14 protein-coding genes, 1 tRNA gene and 1 pseudogene are annotated in these 18,194 nt (G+C 40.9%); 5 read left to right on the top strand and 11 right to left on the bottom strand.

The features are described 5' to 3' along the window. Nucleotides 1-238: 238 nt before the first annotated feature. From QS39_RS06970 to QS39_RS06955, 4 genes are all read right to left on the bottom strand, one after another. Complete coding sequence (locus tag QS39_RS06970; protein WP_077805042.1) at nt 239-2,542, bottom strand: DNA translocase FtsK; 2,304 nt, start codon at nt 2,540-2,542, stop codon at nt 239-241. An 86-nt stretch (nt 2,543-2,628) separates the two neighbouring features. Next, the gene (locus tag QS39_RS06965) at nt 2,629-4,581 is read right to left on the bottom strand and encodes a fructose-specific PTS transporter subunit EIIC (RefSeq protein WP_077805041.1); all 1,953 of its coding nucleotides are present in this window, start codon (nt 4,579-4,581) and stop codon (nt 2,629-2,631) included. Next, the gene (gene pfkB / locus QS39_RS06960; protein ID WP_077805040.1) at nt 4,578-5,489 is read right to left on the bottom strand and encodes a 1-phosphofructokinase; all 912 of its coding nucleotides are present in this window, start codon (nt 5,487-5,489) and stop codon (nt 4,578-4,580) included. The genes QS39_RS06965 and pfkB overlap by 4 nt, the downstream gene beginning before the upstream one ends. After that, nucleotides 5,486-6,226, bottom strand: coding sequence for a DeoR/GlpR family DNA-binding transcription regulator (locus QS39_RS06955; protein WP_000920654.1), 741 nt, complete (start codon nt 6,224-6,226; stop codon nt 5,486-5,488). Before QS39_RS06955 ends, pfkB begins: the two co-directional genes overlap by 4 nt. Before the next feature lie 162 nt (nt 6,227-6,388). On the opposite strand from QS39_RS06955, the gene QS39_RS06950 reads away from it, so the two are divergent. Further along, nucleotides 6,389-6,476, top strand: a tRNA-Ser gene (locus QS39_RS06950). Nucleotides 6,477-6,554: 78 nt separating this feature from the next. Here the strand turns inward: QS39_RS06950 and QS39_RS06945 are convergent. From QS39_RS06945 to nox, 5 genes are all read right to left on the bottom strand, one after another. Next, a complete protein-coding gene (locus QS39_RS06945) occupies nt 6,555-7,889 on the bottom strand; it encodes an Nramp family divalent metal transporter (RefSeq protein WP_064276891.1) in 1,335 nt (444 codons plus the stop codon). Nucleotides 7,890-8,601: 712 nt separating this feature from the next. Next, nucleotides 8,602-9,066 (bottom strand): IS200/IS605 family transposase, encoded by a 465-nt coding sequence (gene tnpA / locus QS39_RS06940; protein WP_000057429.1) that lies wholly within the window; start codon nt 9,064-9,066, stop codon nt 8,602-8,604. A 651-nt stretch (nt 9,067-9,717) separates the two neighbouring features. Beyond that, nucleotides 9,718-10,305, bottom strand: coding sequence for a pyridoxal 5'-phosphate synthase glutaminase subunit PdxT (pdxT, locus tag QS39_RS06930; RefSeq protein ID WP_077805039.1), 588 nt, complete (start codon nt 10,303-10,305; stop codon nt 9,718-9,720). Further along, nucleotides 10,306-11,181 (bottom strand): pyridoxal 5'-phosphate synthase lyase subunit PdxS, encoded by an 876-nt coding sequence (gene pdxS / locus QS39_RS06925; protein ID WP_016398800.1) that lies wholly within the window; start codon nt 11,179-11,181, stop codon nt 10,306-10,308. Nucleotides 11,182-11,332: 151 nt separating this feature from the next. Next, the gene (gene nox, locus QS39_RS06920) at nt 11,333-12,712 is read right to left on the bottom strand and encodes a H2O-forming NADH oxidase (protein ID WP_024057824.1); all 1,380 of its coding nucleotides are present in this window, start codon (nt 12,710-12,712) and stop codon (nt 11,333-11,335) included. Between the two features lie 306 nt (nt 12,713-13,018). Between nox and QS39_RS06915 the strand changes: the two genes are divergently transcribed. The 4 genes and pseudogenes from QS39_RS06915 to QS39_RS06900 form a co-directional block, all read left to right on the top strand. Further along, nucleotides 13,019-13,942, top strand: coding sequence for an FAD:protein FMN transferase (locus QS39_RS06915; RefSeq protein WP_077805038.1), 924 nt, complete (start codon nt 13,019-13,021; stop codon nt 13,940-13,942). Between the two features lie 59 nt (nt 13,943-14,001). Further along, nucleotides 14,002-14,607 carry an NADPH-dependent FMN reductase gene (locus QS39_RS06910; protein ID WP_077805037.1) on the top strand — a complete coding sequence of 202 codons (606 nt, stop codon included), beginning with the start codon at nt 14,002-14,004 and terminating at the stop codon, nt 14,605-14,607. Nucleotides 14,608-14,625: 18 nt separating this feature from the next. Next, entirely contained in the window at nt 14,626-15,864 is a 1,239-nt protein-coding gene (locus QS39_RS06905; RefSeq protein ID WP_077805036.1) for an NAD(P)H-dependent oxidoreductase, read from the top strand. Nucleotides 15,865-15,913: 49 nt separating this feature from the next. Then, a pseudogene (locus QS39_RS06900) lies at nt 15,914-16,161 on the top strand (solute carrier family 23 protein); the annotation flags it as partial. A gap of 94 nt (nt 16,162-16,255) precedes the next feature. Here the strand turns inward: QS39_RS06900 and ffh are convergent. Next, a complete protein-coding gene (gene ffh, locus QS39_RS06895) occupies nt 16,256-17,827 on the bottom strand; it encodes a signal recognition particle protein (protein ID WP_000863612.1) in 1,572 nt (523 codons plus the stop codon). A gap of 11 nt (nt 17,828-17,838) precedes the next feature. After that, on the bottom strand, nt 17,839-18,171 hold the full coding sequence (locus tag QS39_RS06890) for a putative DNA-binding protein (protein ID WP_077805035.1): 333 nt from the start codon (nt 18,169-18,171) through the stop codon (nt 17,839-17,841). Nucleotides 18,172-18,194: the final 23 nt, after the last annotated feature.

The following is an 18,194-nucleotide window of genomic DNA, read 5'->3' as shown; positions in this document are numbered from 1 at the left end:
ATTCACTAGAAACTATAAGGGGAGTCTTCATATATCTAAAAGAAATTCTAAACCTGTTTCAGCTTGATATAGTGTTTGAATAAAATGTGAACAAATTTATTAGGGAATTCAAATCAATTTCATACTTTAAAATTCGTTTCGTACTATTTTAGATTCAATTAATTATACATCATAGATAATCCGCTTCAAAAATCTCTTCAAATCACGTCAGGTTCACATTTCCGTATAAGAGAGAAATTTATTGTTGCAATACTTTTCTTGGTTTGGTACCTTCAGCTGGACCAATGACACCTGCCATTTCGAGTTCTTCCATAAGGCGGGTCGCACGGTTAAATCCAACTGACAAACGACGCTGAATCATGGATGCGCTGGCTTTCTGGGTCTCAATGACTAGAGCTTTGGCTTCTTCAAAAAGCGGATCACCACCAGAATCACCATCTGAAAATTCTCCTTCATTTTCAGAAACCTCACCTGGATCAAAACTCTCATCGTAGTCAGCATCTGCCTGAGCCTTGATGAAGTTTACGATGCGCTCGACATCATCATCCGAGATAAAGGAGCCTTGGAGACGAACTGGATGATTTTCATCAATCGGTTTAAAGAGCATGTCACCTCGACCAAGTAGTTTCTCAGCTCCATTTTCATCCAAGATAGTACGGGAGTCTGTCCCTGATGAAACCGCAAAAGCCACTCGAGATGGGACATTTGCCTTAATCAGACCAGAGATGACATCAACCGATGGACGCTGTGTTGCAAGAATCATGTGGATACCTGCAGCACGCGCCTTCTGCCCAAGACGAATGATGGCATCTTCCACTTCCTTACTGGCAACCATCATGAGGTCAGCCAACTCATCCACAATCACGACAATGAGCGGTAGCGGAACCTGCTTGTATTCAGACTGGGCATTGAACTCTTCTACCTTGGCATTAAAGCCTGCAATATTCCGAACTCCCACCTTGGCAAAGAGTTCATAACGATTTTCCATCTCATCCACAACCTTTTGCAGGGCCTTGCTGGCTTTGCGTGGATTGGTCACAACTGGAATCAAGAGATGAGGAATGTCATTGTAAACAGACAACTCAACCATCTTAGGGTCAACCATCATAAATTTAACTTGGTCAGGTCTCGCCTTCATGAGGATGCTAGCAATAATGCCGTTAACTGCTACCGACTTCCCTGATCCCGTTGAACCTGCGACGAGCAAGTGAGGCATTTTAGAAAGGTCAAAAGCTCTTGCGGTTCCATTAACAGCCTTCCCTAAAGGAATTTCCAAGAGATTTTCTGCTTTCGTTTGAGATTGTTCCCATAGTTCGCGGAAAGAAACTGTCGCAATCTCGGAGTTAGGTACTTCGATTCCCACTAAAGATTTCCCTGGGATAGGTGCTTCGATTCGGACATCCTTGGCTGCCAAGGCTAGAGCGAGGTCATCTGCTAGATTGGAAATGCGGTTAACCCTTACACCCACTGCTGGCTTGACTTCATACTTAGTCACGGATGGTCCAATTTCGGCCCGTTCAACCGTTACCTTAATACCAAAGCTAGCAAAGGTTTCTTCTAGAATTTTGATATTTTCTCGAACAATTTTCTTCTCTTTAGACTGGTCTTTGGGTTTATCAGGTGCAAAGAGTTGTAAGCTTGGAAGTTTGTACTCAAGAGCCTCCTTGGCTGAAAAATCGACCTGAACATCTTCATCATCAGAGCCATCTTCCTGTTCAGCGAATTCAAGTTCAGCTTGAGGCAAGATGATTTCTGGTTCCACCCACTCTTCTTCTGGAACAGGAGGAACGTCAAGCACAACATCATCAGTCAGAATTTCACCCGTTTCCATATCAACAGGAGGCAAATCAAGTAAGGCCTTTTCAGCTGCTTCTTTTTTTAATTTAGCTTCTTCCTCAGCTTTTTGACGAGCTTTTTCTTCTTGTTTAACAAAGCGTTCCTCTTTTCGACGCTCATGCCCTTCTCGCCATTTGGCAAAGCCTTTACTGCAAAATTCAGCAATATCGTAAACAGACCAAGAGCTGACGAGGAGAGCACCCACTAAAATCAAGATAGAACCAATAAAGTAAGTACCGATATTTGAGAAGAGAAAGGCAGTTGGAATATAAAGAGCGACCCCAATCAAGCCCCCTCCAGCAAAACTGGTCGTTCGAAAACCAGTCAAATCCGTCACAACCTGAGCCATGGTTCCTTTTAGAACGGACTTGTCCAAACCATATTTCCAAACCAAGTAGGCCTCAAAAACCAAGAGCAAACCTGCAAATATGGTGAAAAAGCCTGATAGGAGTCCTTCTTGCTTACGGATCCATTTAAATAGAAAGAGATAAATGAGGAGGGCACCAATGGCCACATAGGCCAAACTTCCGACCACCAGTCGAATGAGATTATAAAGGGTGATACCCGCCGCACCAAGCTTGAGGGCTGCAATGATCAACAATAAGGCAATTCCTAAGGAAATCAACATCCTCTGTATAGCCTGTTTTCTTTCGAGTTCTGCTTTAGACGGTCTCCGTCTTGTTTTTGTAGTATTCTTGTTTGCCATTCTTCTATTATACCATATTTCACAGCCATTTCGAATAGAGAAAAAGATTGCACCAAATGGTAACAATCTTTCTATTCTAATCCTTTTTATGCTTGGGGTTTGCGTAGGTAACCATAGACCACACCACTTACGATTGCTCCTACCAAGACAGCAACGAGGTAAAGGAGAGCATTTGAAGTAAGGGCGATAACGAAGATTCCTCCGTGTGGCGCCATGAGTTTGATACCAGTAAGACCAACGAGGCCACCTGCTACTGCTGAACCAAGGATGAAGCTTGGGATCGCACGAGCTGGATCAGCGGCACCAAATGGAATCGCTCCCTCAGTGATAAATGACAAGCCCATGATGATGTTTGTCAAACCAGAGTTGCGTTCTTCCTTAGTAAATTTATCTTTGAAAAGAAGAGTTGCGACAAAGATTGCAAGTGGTGGCACCATTCCTCCAGCCATAACTGCTGCCATAGCCACAGAACCACCTGAAGAAACAGTTGCTGCAAGCGTACCTGTACCAAAGACATAGGCTGCTTTATTAACTGGTCCACCCATATCAACAGCCATCATTCCTCCAAGGACGATACCAAGAAGGACAGCTGAGCCTCCACCAAGACCGCCTAGGAAATCATTCATGGCAGTGTTGATTGCTGCCATTGGGATATTAACAGCTAGCATAACAAACCCTGTCAAGATTGTTCCAAGAAGTGGTAAGAGAAGGATTGATTTAGCACCTTCAAGTGAACGAGGAACTTTGACATATTTCTTGATAGCAAGAACCAAAGCACCTGCGATAAATCCACCAACAAGGGCACCTAGGAAACCAGATGAGACACCTGCAAGAGTTGAAGTTGCTTCACCACCTGCAGCATAAGGAATTTTACCAAAGGCAAAACCTTCTTTAGCAATAGCACCAGCCACGAAACCTGCTACCAAACCTGGTTTTTCAGCGATAGAGTAGGCAACATAACCTGCAAAGACTGGGAGCATCAATCCAAAGGCTGCACCACCAATTTTCATGAACATAGAAGCCAACTCATGGTAAGAACCAAGATTGCCAAGGTTTTCATTCGGAACACCCAAAGCACCGTCAATCAAGAAGGCAAGGGCAATCATGATACCACCACCGATAACGAATGGCAACATTTGGGATACACCACTCATCAAGTGTTTATAGAAGGCACCACCAAGGCTTTGTTTTTCGTTAGAGGCTGTTGCAGCTTTTGCACCATTAGCGGCACGGTAGACTTCAGCATCTCCTGAAAGAGCCAAATTAATTAACTCTTCTGTCTTACGGATACCGTCAGCAACTGGACGATTGATCAATGGTTTTCCATCAAATCGATCCATTTCAACAGCCTTGTCTGCTGCGATGATAACAGCTTTAGCCTTACGAATGTCTTCCGCAGTTAGTTGGTTACCAACACCGCTAGCACCGTTGGTTTCGACCTTGATACCAACCCCCATTTCAGCAGCTACTTTTTGAAGAGCTTCTTGGGCCATGTAAGTATGGGCAATACCTGTTGTACAAGCTGTAACAGCTACGATAAAGTCACCAGAGTCATTGGTAGGTGCTTGAGCAGGTTCCTCAGTTTTTTCAGAAGCTTTGTCAAAAAGTTCAATGACTTGGTCAGCTGATGTTGCTTGACGAAGTTTGTCTGCAAAACCGTCTTTCATCAAGTATTGAGACAATTCTGCCAAGGCTGCCAAGTGAGTATCATTGGCACCTTCTGGAGCCGCAATCATGAAGAAGAGGTCAGTTGCTTGTCCATCCAAGCTCTCATAATCAACACCCTTGTTTGACTTAGCAAAGAGAACAGTCGCTTCTTTGACAGCAGCGTTTTTGCTGTGAGGCATTGCTATACCGTCACCCAAACCTGTAGAAGTCAAAGCTTCACGCGCCAAAATTCCTTCTTTAAAAGTTTCAAAATCTGTCACATAACCGTGGTCTGTCAAACTTTTAATCATCTCGTCGATGACATCTGTTTTTTCAGTCGCCTGCAAATCCAGCAACATGACATCTTTTCTCAATAGGTCTTGAATTTTCATCTTTTTTCTACCTCAACTTTTTCATATGTTTCTTTAATAAATTCTGCTGTTGCCAAGTCATCTGAGAAGGTGGTTGCCGTTCCGCAAGCCACTCCCCATTTGAAGGCTTCTACTGCGTCTTTTGATTTGACAAATTCACCTGTGAATCCAGCAACCATAGAATCACCAGCCCCAACTGAATTTTTGACTGTCCCTTTGATTGGTTTAGCAAAGTAAGCTCCCTCAGATGTGACAAGAAGAGCACCATCACCAGCCATAGAGATAATAACATTTTGAGCACCTTTAGCCAGTAACTCACGAGCGTATTTCTCAATTTCATCTAAACTTTCGAGTTTCACTCCAAAGATAGCTCCAAGTTCATGATTGTTTGGTTTGACCAAGAGCGGTTGGTATTCCAAACTATCAATCAAGGTCTGGCCTTCAAAGTCACAAACCACTTGCGCACCCGTCTGACGCGTCAAGGCAATCAAATCCTTATAGATAACATTGCCTAGATTTTTAGCACTTGAACCCGCAAATACAACCGTGTCTTCTGCAGTCAAACTAGACAAAATAGCTTTCAACTCTTCTAACTGGGCTGGTTCGACATTTGGACCCGTTCCGTTGATTTCTGTCTCTTGGTCTGCTTTGATTTTAACATTGATACGAGTATCTTCTGCCACTTGGACAAAACGTGTCTCGATTTCTTCCTCTGCCAAAGTATCTGTAATAAATTTACCAGTAAAGCCACCGATAAATCCCGTCGCTGTATTTGGAATATCCAAGCGTTTCAAAACACGACTGACATTGATTCCTTTCCCACCAGCAAACTTATCATCACTATCCATTCGATTGACACTACCGACTTGGACTTGGTCCAAACGGACAATATAGTCAATGGATGGATTAAGTGTGACTGTATAAATCATACTTCTATTACCTCCGTTTTCTCCTTAATAGCCTGCAAGAGCTCATGCCCTTGACTTGTGATAACAATAGCTCGTTTGAGTGGTGCTACCTTAGCAAAGCAAGTTTGTCCAATTTTTGACGAATCCACCAAGACATAGGTCTGTTTGGCATTCTCTAAAATAGCTCGCTTCACAGCTCCCTCCTCCATATCAGGAGTCGTATAATAGCCATCATCTACACCATTCATCCCGATAAAGGCACGGTCAAAGTGCAATTGGTTAATCTGGTTAAGAGCAACTCCCCCGATGCTCGCATCTGTCGCCATCTTGACACTTCCTCCAACCATGACAGTCGGAATCTGCTTTTCAACCAACTGAGCTGCATGGTGAATCGAGTTGGTCACGACTGTAACATTCTTATTGACCAATTCATGAATCAAAAAGGCTGTAGTTGTTCCAGCATCGATAAAGATGACATCTTGTTCCTTGATGAGAGAGGCTGCTTTCTGAGCCAGCAACTTCTTCTCTTGAAGGTTTTTGACAGATTTTTCTTGAATGGTTTCTTCTTCCTGCAAGGAATGGGGCAATTCTGCTCCACCATGCACGCGACGAAGCTTGTTTTCAGCTTCCAATTCATCCAAATCTCTTCGAACCGTTGATTCTGACGTTTCTAGCAAACTAACTAATTTCTCTAGAGAAACTACATGATGTTGATTTAACTCCTCTAAAATCAGTTGCTTCCGCTCTGTTTTTAACACTGAATCACCTCCTGTTATCGTTTACACTATTCATTCTATCACACTTTCTTTTAAAGTCAAACATTTTTTATCATTTTCTTTCAAATTCTATCATTTTTCTCATTTCAAAAATTTTTAATTGCAAGATAAGAACCTTTATGGTAGACTATTTGAGTAAGTATTGGAAGATTACTCAAGAGGCTTAAGAGGCCGTGTTGGAAACGCGGTAGGCGTGTAACAGCGTGCGTGGGTTCGAATCCCATGTCTTCCGTTTATTTTAAAAAAGATACCCAAGAAATCTTGGGTATCTTTTTTCTTATATGCTTGTTTTATAACTCGGGTGAATTTCTTAGAAAATATCAAATAACAATTTCACATTGAGAATTGTTAAGATAATGGAAACGATATAGCCAAGGATGGTATTCCATTTGGCATTGGTAAATTCTCCCATCAGTGATTTCTTAGAAGTTAGATAAATCAGTGGGAAGATTGAAAATGGAAGAGCAATCGAAAGAAAGACTTGTGAATAAACCAATAACTGATCCAATGTTTTTTCCTGATGACCAAACAGAACCGCTACAATCATGACAGGCAACAAGGCAAAGAGACGAGTTGCCAAACGAATGAACCATTGAGGTAATCTCATATGCAAGAAACCTTCCATAACGATTTGTCCAGTCAAGGTACCCGTAATTGTCGAATTTTGACCACTGGCTAATAAAGCCAAGGCAAACAAGGTTGATAAGGTCGAGCTAGCTATAGCTCCTGCAATAGTAGAATCCTGCAAGGCATTATACATTTGAGAGAAGGCAGAAATCTCAGATGCATGGCCGAAAAAGAGAGCCGCCCCGAGAATTAATAGAAGGGAGTTAACCACAAAGGCCAAGGATAATTGGAGATTTGAATCCCAGGTCATAAAGCGCACCGCTTTTCGAACATCATCCTTGTCCTTGTGATTGATTTTCCGAGTTTGAGACAAGGAAGAATGCAAATAGAGGTTATGAGGCATAACCGTCGCACCTACAATCCCCAGAGCTAAAGTTAATTGACTTTCATGACCTGGCAAAGGACTCTCAAATAAGGTCGAATTGGGTAAATAACCCTCAGCGATTCCTTGGAAACTTGGATTTGATAAAGCTACCAGATAAGTAAAGATTGCTAAAATCGTTAAAATCAGTGTTGTCACAATAGCTTCAATCTTCTTAAAGCCAAATTTCATCAGAAGCAATAAGAGAAAAACATCCAACACGGTCAAGAGAATTGCTATCATAATCGGAATCTTAAAGAGAAGATTGAGAGCAATCGCTGAACCTAGAACTTCTGCCAGATCTGTCGCCATCAAGGCTAATTCTAAAATCACCCATAGACTATAACGAAGCCATTTAGGTGAATGATGAGCCGTTGCTTGAGCCAGGTCCATCTGGGTTACAATACCAAGCTTTCCTGCCATCTGCTGAAGTTGCATGGCAATGAGAGATGAAATCAAGATAACAAACAAGAGACTATACTTATAGGAAGCACCACCGACTACACTGGTAATCCAGTTTCCTGGATCCATATAACCAACTGCGACAAGAGCACCCGGACCTAAAAAGGCATTTAAATTTTGCCAGAAATGATTGTTATTTGGAGTATCGATAGATTGATTAATCTCAGAGAGTGACACTTTTTTATGAGAAGACATAGATACTTACCTCTTTCTAAACCTACTTTTTCATTATTTTCTATTAGAGAAAAATAAGATTGACTTTAAACTATTAAAACAATGAAAACTATATGAAAAACATTTAGTTTTTTCATTATTTTTCTTAAGGCACCTTAATATTTTTCTTAAGGCACCTTAATTATAACACAAAAATGAAAACTATATGAAAAACATTTAGTTTTTTCATTATTTTTCTTAAGGCACCTTAATTATAACAGAAAATATGATAAAAACTTAAGAAAATTCAGGACTTGATTTAATATTTAGGATACAACAAAATGTTGTATTCTTTTTTTGCAAAAGAATACCAAAGAATAAAATAAAAAACGTTGTAAAACACCTGATATTATGCGTTTTTTTGATTTTAAAGACTTTTTGCTTGATCCTTTTCACCCTGTTTAACCGCCATTGATTTTAACTCATTACCTACATCTCAAAAAAAATTTAAAATTGTCTTAATCTCCTTTATTGTGTCGCTTTTGGAATTTTTTTGGTATAAACTTCTACGCGCATCCTATGGAGCAAGACAGACTCATAGCTTCACACATAATCATGACCACCCGTCAAACGGGTGGTTTGTTCCAGGGCTATAAGCCCAAATTACCAGCCAGCGCCTAAAGACGCTGGCTTTCACTTTGTTCAAGCCTTATTGCTCTTGACTCGTCACTTGCCTCTCAAAGAGGCTTTAGTATTACTTACCACTATCCCTAAAGGGATCCTCATATTCTTTTACACTTAATTTATCTAGTGCTATATCATGCTTTTCCTGTTCTTGAATATATTTCTTAATTGTGGCTTCATTAAGTCCTACTGTACTCACATAATAACCTTCCGCCCAGAAATGCCGATTCCCAAACTTATACTTGAGATTGGCGTGTTTGTCAAACATCATGAGTGCACTTTTTCCTTTTAAATAACCCATGAAACTCGAAACACTTATCCTCGGTGGAATACTTACTAACATGTGTACATGGTCTGGCATTAAGTGACCCTCGATAATTTCAACTCCTTTATAACTACACAAGCGATGAAATATTTCGCCTAAACTACTTCGATATTGATTATAGATGACTTTTCGTCTATACTTAGGGGTGAACACAATGTGATACTTACAGTGCCACTTTGTGTGCGATAAACTATGAGCCTTTTGTGCCATATTTTTCTCCTTTCGCTTTACAATTGGCTTGAACACCTTTATTGTATCGCGTTCGGAGTTTTTTTGGTATAACCTTCGACGCGCACCCGCATAGCGGGTGGTTTTTTTGTCTCGCACCTAACGGAGCGAGACGGACTAATAGTCACATAATAGAACGAGTATCTCCATCTGTAGAGATACTCGTTTTTTGCTATTTTCGAAGTGATCTTTTTGACCAGTCCTATACATCATTTTTATACTCAACGAAAATCAAAGAGCAAAATAGGAAGCTAACCGCAGGTTGCTCAAAATACAGCTTTGAGGTTGCAGATAAAACTGACGAAGTCAGCTCAAAACACTGTTTTGAGGTTGTGGATAGAACTGACGAAGTCAGTAACCATACCTACGGCAAGGTGAAACTGACGTGGTTTGAAGAGATTTTCTAAGAGTATTAAGCAGTATAGAATAGTATTTTAACTCCATCCTCTAAAGTGCTTTCAATAAATAAAAGATACTTGAACACCATATTCAGCATATAAGCTGTATGCGCTAAGTCAAAACAATCATTCTTTTCTAATTTATCGTAAATAAATCTAACATCACAGAATACTGTCAGATGACTTAAAAAATGATTCTTTGGAAAAAGCGAATCGAAGCTTGATTTATCAATTTTTATTCCACTATCTTTTTGTCACACATATTTATAAAGTACTGGTGCAAGCGCACATCATCAGTCAATTCTGGATGAAAAGAAGTTACCAGCATATTTTTTTCTTGGGCTGCAACGATTTGATTGTCCACTGTTGCTAGAATTTCTACATCTTCTCCAACACTACTGATAATCGGACCTCGAATAAAGGTCATTGGAATCTGACCGACTCCCTTACATTCTGCTTCCGTGTAGAAACTTCCTAATTGGCGCCCATAGGCATTGCGCTCGACCACCATATCCATAGTTCCAAGATGACTTTCTTTCTGAGAAATGATTTCCTTAGCCAGCAAAATCAAGCCCGCACAGGTTCCAAAGGCTGGTAAACCAGATAGAATGGCTTCTCGGATAGGAAGCAACATATCCTGGTCTCGTAAGAGCTTGCCCATGGTTGTAGATTCACCACCAGGCAAAATCAAACCCGACAAGCCATTCTGATGCTGCTGAAAATCATCTAGATTTCTGATTTCAACACTCTCGACACCTAATTGATCTAGCACTTTTGCATGTTCTGCAAAGGCACCTTGCAAGGCCAATATTCCAATTTTCATCTATTTTCCTCGCTCAGCCATGAGGATTTGGATTTCATTTTCATTGATACCAACCATGGCTTCTCCTAAATCTTCAGAGATTTGAGCTAGGATTTGAGGATTACGGAAGTTAGTTACCGCTTTGACAATGGCGCTCGCTCGTTTAACAGGATCTCCTGACTTGAAAATACCTGAACCGACAAAGACCCCCTCTGCCCCTAATTGCATCATTAGCGCTGCATCTGCTGGCGTTGCAACTCCCCCAGCAGCGAAGTTTACAACTGGCAATTTCCCATGCTCATGGACGTATTGAACCAATTCTACAGGGACTTGCAAGTCCTTGGCAGCAACATAGAGCTCATCCTTACGTAGGTTTTGAATGCGGCGAATTTCCTGATTCATCATACGCATATGACGTACAGCTTGAACGATATCTCCTGTACCCGGTTCTCCTTTAGTACGAATCATAGAAGCACCCTCAGCGATACGACGCAAGGCTTCACCCAAATCCTTAGCACCACAAACAAAAGGAACTTGGAATTCTTTCTTGTCCACATGGAAACGGTCGTCTGCTGGAGATAAAACTTCACTCTCATCGATATAGTCAATTTCAATAGCCTCTAAAATCTGGGCTTCAACAAAGTGCCCGATTCTGACCTTGGCCATCACTGGAATACTAACTGCTTCTTGGATTTCCTTAATCATCTTTGGATCACTCATGCGGGAAACACCACCAGCTGCACGGATATCAGCCGGAATCCGCTCCAAGGCCATCACAGCTGCCGCACCAGCAGCTTCTGCAATACGTGCCTGTTCAGGGTTCTGAACGTCCATGATAACCCCACCCTTGAGCATCTGTGCCAAGTTTTTATTTAATTCATAACGATTTTCAGTCATTTCTTTTTCCTCATCATTTATATTGGTAGCTACCATTTCATTTTAATTCAGAACAGAAGGAATCACAAGATAAAAAAAACGTAATTGTGTGGGTACAGATTAATTAAAAAACTATCTGACCTTAACTTAAGGCCAGATAGTTCATCAAATTTTATTTTTCAGCTGTAAGTGCAGCCATTGTGATGTAGTTGTATGGTTTGTTGAAGTGTGGCAAGAAGAAGAGGTCTGTCAATGCCAATTTATCAATTGTCACATGCTCTTGGATAGCAAGTGAGAACATGTGGATTCCCATGCTGATTGCAGAATCGTGTGAAACCATTTGGGCACCAAGAATCTCACGGCTATCTTTGTCAAAGACAATCTTAATTGCTACTTCATGGTTGTCATGTTTCATGAATTCTGGTTTTTGAAGATCGTTAAAGCCTGTTTCAGTTGCGTTGTAACCAGCAGCTTTCGCTTTTTCAAGAGTCAAACCAGTTGAAACCATGTGAAGACCGTAGATTGAAATACCGTTTGAACCTTGCACACCGATTCCTTCCAATTCATGGCCACAAGCGTTGTAGGCACCAACGATACCAGTACGAACTGCGTTTGAAGCAAGGGCGATGTAGCTTGTGTCTTTACGAGCGTTGTCATAAACAGTCGCACAGTCACCTACTGCGTAAACGCCTGGGATAGATGTTTCTTGTTTCTTGTCTACAAGGAAGGCACCGTTACGGAAGAGTTCAATTTTTCCATCAGCAAGGGCTGTGTTTGGACGGAAACCAACCGCAAGGATAACCATATCCACATCGAAAGTTTCTTTATCAGTAATCAAACGCTCAACTTTACCGTCACCCTCGATTGCTTTAACAGTTTGACCAAGCGCCAAGCGGATGTTGTGGTCTTCCAAGTTCTTCGCCATCATTTGTGTGAAGTCTTTGTCATAGTAACCGTTCAAAACAGTATCAACGATATCAACAAGGACAACTTCTTTTCCAAGACGTTCAAAGGCTTCAGCAAGTTCAACACCGATATAACCACCACCAACAACGGCGATACGGTCAAGGTGTTGACTCTTATCAGACAATTTGTGAATCACTTCTTCAGCGTTTTGGTACAATTTAACGAATTGTACATTTTCAAGAGTTGCTTTAAATTCGCGGTTCCCTTTAACAATTTCAACACCTTCGATTGGTGGCAAGATTGGTGTAGAACCTGTAGCGAAAATCAATTTTTCGTATGATTCTTTGTGCTCTTTCCCTTCAACTTCTGCTGTAACTACTTTGTTATCATAGTCGATTGAAAGAACTGGTGAGTTCATGTAAACTTTAGCACCTTTAGCTTCCAATTTTTCTTTATCAGAATAGAACAAGCCTTCAGCACCGTCAATTTGTTCACCAATCCAGAGGGCCATTCCACATCCTAGGAAAGAGATGTTAGAGTTTTGGTCAAATACAACGATTTCGTTCTCATTCCCAAAATTATCCAACATAGTATTAATACATGCTGTACCAGCGTGGTTAGCACCGACTACAACGATCTTACTCATAAAAAATTTCCTACCTTCATTCTAAATTTACCCTACTAGTATAACATTTACTGTTAGCGTTTACAAGAGTTTGGCTGATTTTTCCTATTTTTTTGTAAAAAATTGTAAATAATCTGTATCTTAACACGGATTCTTGCAATTTTTCTTCATTTCTTGAGCATATTTCTTGACATCTTTACAAATTTTATTTGTGAAAACGCTGACTTTATGGTATGCTAGTACCATGGAAAGAAAATGTAAGGGGTTCATTTTTCATAAATTTACTATATTTCAACCTTCTTTTCATAAGAGAAAGGAGTTGGTAGCTTGCCTCTTAGTTCACATTCTGAACGCCTAATGGGAACCACTATCACTATTTCATTAGTGTATGAGCGAGCAGATATCTTGCTCCAGAAATCCTTTGATTTACTCAGAGATCTCGAATACCGCTTCAATGCCAATAGCCAAGAATCTGAGTTGATGGAAATCAATCATCAAGCTGGAATAGCCCCCGTCAAGGTTCATCCAGACCTGTTTGAACTGATTTCACTTGGGTTAGAGCATAGCTTAGCGCCCTCTAGCCATCTCAACATCAGTATTGGTCCCTTAATTCAAACCTGGCGCATCGGTTTTTCAGATGCCAAAGTTGCCCAACCTCAAGAAATTGAATCGGTGCTCCCTTTAATCAATCCTCATTATATCGAATTAGATTCTTCTACTTCTACTGTGTTTTTAAAACAGAAAGGAATGAAGATCGATCTAGGTTGTTTAGCCAAGGGTTATAGTGCAGATAAGGTTGCCCAATTTCTTAGAGAAGAGGGAGTGACATCTGCCTTAATCAATCTGGGAGGGAATATCCTGACCATTGGAAAAAATCAGGCAAGAGGGAATCAACCTTGGCAAATCGGGATTCAAGACCCAGCCAATCCTAGGGGAAATCACTTAATGACCATCCCTGTTGTCAATCAATCTGTCGTGACTTCAGGCATTTATGAACGTCACCTGACAGTCGATGGAAAAGATTACCATCACATTTTTGACAGTCAGACAGGATATCCTGTTGAAACGGAGCTAGCGAGTCTAACAATCATATCTGATAAATCAGTTGATGGTGAAATCTGGACAACTCGACTCTTTGGAGAAAGACCTGCTTCTATCCTTTGGCAAGTCGAAAGTTTGGAGGGCATCGAGGTCATCCTCATTGATAAGGAAGGTCACCTAAGCTGTTCTTCAGGAATTCCTACTCTATAGAGACAACTGTTTCAATGGAGTTTTAAAATCGTATTATGTAAAAAGAGAAAGGAAATCTCATGTTAAAACTTATTGCTATTGTTGGAACAAATTCAAAACGTTCTACAAACCGTCAATTGCTTCAATACATGCAAAAACACTTTGCTGACAAAGCTGAAATTGAACTTGTTGAAATCAAGGATATCCCTGTCTTTAACAAGCCAGCTGACAAGCAAGTACCTGCTGAAATTCTGGAAATTGCTGCTAAAATCGAAGAGGCAGATGGCGTTATTATCGGTACTCCTGAGTATGACCACTCTATCCCAGCTGTTTTGATGAGCGCTCTTGCTTGGTTGTCATACGGTATTTACCCACTTTTGAACAAACCAATCATGATTACTGGTGCTTCTTACGGTACGCTTGGTTCATCACGTGCTCAAATGCAACTTCGCCAAATCTTGAATGCTCCAGAAATTAAAGCAAGTGTCCTTCCAGATGAATTCTTGCTTTCACATTCTCTTCAAGCCTTCAACCCAAGTGGAGATTTAGTAGATCTTGATGTTATTAAAAAACTGGATGCCACTTTTGACGACTTCCGTATCTTTGTAAAAATTACAGAAAAATTGCGCAACGCACAAGCCCTACTTCGCAAAGATGCTGAAGAATTTGACTGGGAAAATTTGTAAGATAGGAGACCAAAAAGAATGAAATTTGTTGGACTTGTAGGATCAAACTACGATCAATCATATAACCGTAAACTCTTGGAATTCATCCGTCGTCACTTCAAACTCAAATTTGAATTAGAAGTTCTCGAAATTGACGAAGTTCCAATGTTTAACCAAGACGAAAAATGGGATGAAAGTTTCCAATTGCGTCTCTTGTATAACAGAATTACTCGTGCTGATGGTGTCATTATTGCTACTCCTGAGCACAACCACACAATCTCAGCTTCTCTTAAATCTGTTCTTGAATGGCTTTCATACGAAGTTCATCCATTTGAAAACAAACCAGTCATGATTGTGGGAGCTTCTTACTACGACCAAGGTACTTCTCGTGCCCAAGTTCACCTTCGTAAGATTCTTGACGCTCCAGGTGTTAATGCCTATACGCTTCCAGGTAACGAATTCCTTCTTGGTAAAGCCAAAGAAGCATTTGACGCAGAGGGCAATATCACAAATGAAGGAACTATTAATTTCCTTGAAACATGCTTGGACAACTTTGTAAAATATGTGGGAGTCGTTTCAAAATTGAAAAAACCAAAACCAATTGAACCAGAAGATTTATATTGTACAAATTCAATTGCAACTACCATCCAAGGTGTTGATCCAGATGATCCTGAATGGGTAGAAAAAGCTGCTGAACTTGTTGGAGCTGTTTCTGGAGATACTTACGTCAAATTAGACCACGGTATCTTGACAGTTAACCAAATTGACATGTTCTTGAAGGCAATGCCATTTGAATTGACATTTGCAGATGATAATAACCAATTCTTGTACTTTAATAACGCACACCAAGACCCAGATACAATGTTTGGTAAACGTGTACGTGCTCAATCAGGAAATAGATTAGGAACAGTACACGGTACATTGCCAGATTCTAGAATGAAAAATGTTGAATGGGTTGTCGGCGTATTGCGTAATGGGGACCAAGAATATGTCCGTACAATTGTGCCAGGAACACCAGAAGGCGTTATTAATACCCATAATTACCAAGCAATGTACTATCCAGATGGTTCATATGCTGGAATCAATGAAATCATCTTTAATTTCCAACCATGGCTTGACTGGTACCTTAATACAACTGGTCAACGTCTAGTTGGTGGAAATGCTGCAGCTCCTGCTGGAGGACACGGTGGCGCAGATGCCACATCTGGAGCTTCTGATTCAGGTGATGCTGGAGGCCACGGTGGTGGCGCAGACGCTACATCTGGAGCAAGTAATTAATAATTTTAGGAACCGTTATGGTTCCTTTTTTAGTGACTCTTTATCAACTGTATTTGGTGGTATGTCAATCCTTCTCTATGGGGTTATCGCCAGCAACGGTTTGAAGGTCTTGATTAAAGAACGTGTTGATTTCTCTCAAATGCGTAACCTCATCATCGCAAGTGCTATGTTGGTCCTTGGACTTGGAGGAGCTATCCTTAAACTTGGTCCAGTAACACTTTCAGGTACTACCCTATCATATCAGCCATGACAGGAATCATCTTGAACTTGATCTTGGCATACGAAAATAAAGATTAAGAATCTAAACACATCAAAAACGAGCATTTCCAATTACGGAAGTGCTCATTTTTCTTCTTTCTAAAAAAGGAAAGCCCTGCGGCCTTCCCTTGTCTTACTTACGTTTCTTCTTCGCTTTTTTCATTTTGTTAGCCATGCGTTTCATGGACTGTTTCATAGCAAATTCACCAATTTTACCTTTGAGTCCACCACCAAACATCTGACTCATATCTGGCATTCCTGCTCCTCCGAGAGCTGACAGGTCAGGCATACCACCTTGTCCCATCATTCCTTCAAGGGCAGACATATCCATTCCTCCCATATTTGGCATATTTTTAGGAAGGTTGTTTGGATTGATTCCCATCTGCTTCATCATCTTGTTCATGTCGCCAGACATAACACCTTGCATGAGTTGTTTAGCCTGGTTAAAGTCTTTAATGAATTTATTGACTTCGACAAATGTATTTCCAGAACCTGCGGCAATACGACGACGACGGCTTGGATTTAACAAATCTGGATTTTCACGCTCTTCAGGCGTCATAGAAGAAACAATAGCACGTTTGCGAGCAATCTGGCGCTCATCTACCTTCATGTTTTGAAGGGCTGGATTGTTGGCCATACCTGGAATCATCTTGAGCAAGTCTTCCATTGGCCCCATGTTTTGCACCTGATCCAACTGATCGATGAAATCATTAAAATCAAAAGTGTTTTCACGCATCTTCTCAGCCATTTCAAGGGCTTTTTGCTCATCGTATTCTTGAGAAGCTTTCTCAATCAAAGTGAGCATATCCCCCATACCAAGGATACGGCTAGACATGCGATCTGGGTGGAAGGTTTCAATATCCGTAATCTTTTCACCTGTACCAGTGAACTTGATTGGTTTTCCAGTAATGTGACGAACAGATAGGGCCGCACCACCACGAGTATCCCCATCAATCTTAGTAAGGATAACCCCAGTCACTTCCAACTGAGCATTAAACTCACGCGCAACATTGGCCGCTTCTTGACCAATCATGGCATCAACCACGAGCAAAATTTCATTTGGTTGAGCCAATGCTTTTACATCACGAAGCTCATTCATCAGAAGCTCATCAATCTGCAAACGACCTGCCGTATCAATCAAGACATAGTCGTTATGATTGGCTTGGGCTTGTTCCAAACCTTGACGAACAATCTCCACAGCTGGAACCTCTGTCCCAAGTGCGAAAACCGGCACATCAATCTGTTGTCCCAAGGTCTTCAGCTGGTCAATAGCCGCAGGACGGTAAATATCCGCCGCAATCATCAAAGGACGGGCATTTTCTTCCTTCTTGAGTTTGTTGGCCAATTTACCAGCAAAGGTTGTTTTACCAGCCCCCTGCAAACCAACCATCATGATGATTGTAGGAATCTTAGGTGACTTGATAATCTCAGCCGTATCAGAACCCAAAACAGCCGTCAATTCCTCATCAACGATTTTAATAATTTGTTGCGCAGGATTTAGGGTATCAATGACCTCATGCCCGACTGCACGCTCACGAACTTTCTTGATAAAGTCCTTTACAACAGGCAAGGCAACGTCGGCCTCAAGCAAGGCCAAGCGAATTTCTTTGGTTGCCTCTTGGACATCAGCCTCTGAAATTTTTCCTTTTTTACGTAAATTTTTAAAGACGTTCTGCAAACGTTCTGTTAAACTTTCAAATGCCATTTTTCTTCCTCTTATTCTCTATTATCAATGCTTGTTAAAACTTCTATCTGCTCCTGCAGAAAGTTATCCTTGGGATAGTGCTCCAAAATCTGGTCAAAAATTTGACTGCGGACAATGTAGTCCGAGTACATGTGCAATTTCATCTCATAATCTTCCAGAATCTTTTCTGTCCGCTTGATATTGTCATAAACAGCCTGACGACTGACACCAAACTCCTCTGCAATTTCAGCAAGACTATAGTCATCTGCATAGTATAGCTCGATATAATTCATTTGCTTATCTGTCAAAAGCGCTGCATAAAATTCAAAGAGCGCATTCATACGATTGGTTTTTTCGATTTCCATAACTTTTATTATACCAAAAATTA

This window comes from Streptococcus mitis (assembly GCF_002005545.1).
In the GTDB taxonomy this organism is placed as follows: Bacteria; Bacillota; Bacilli; order Lactobacillales; family Streptococcaceae; genus Streptococcus; species Streptococcus mitis_I.
The sequence above is the reverse complement of the archived record's forward strand: the minus strand, read 5'-3'. Positions and strand labels throughout refer to the sequence as shown.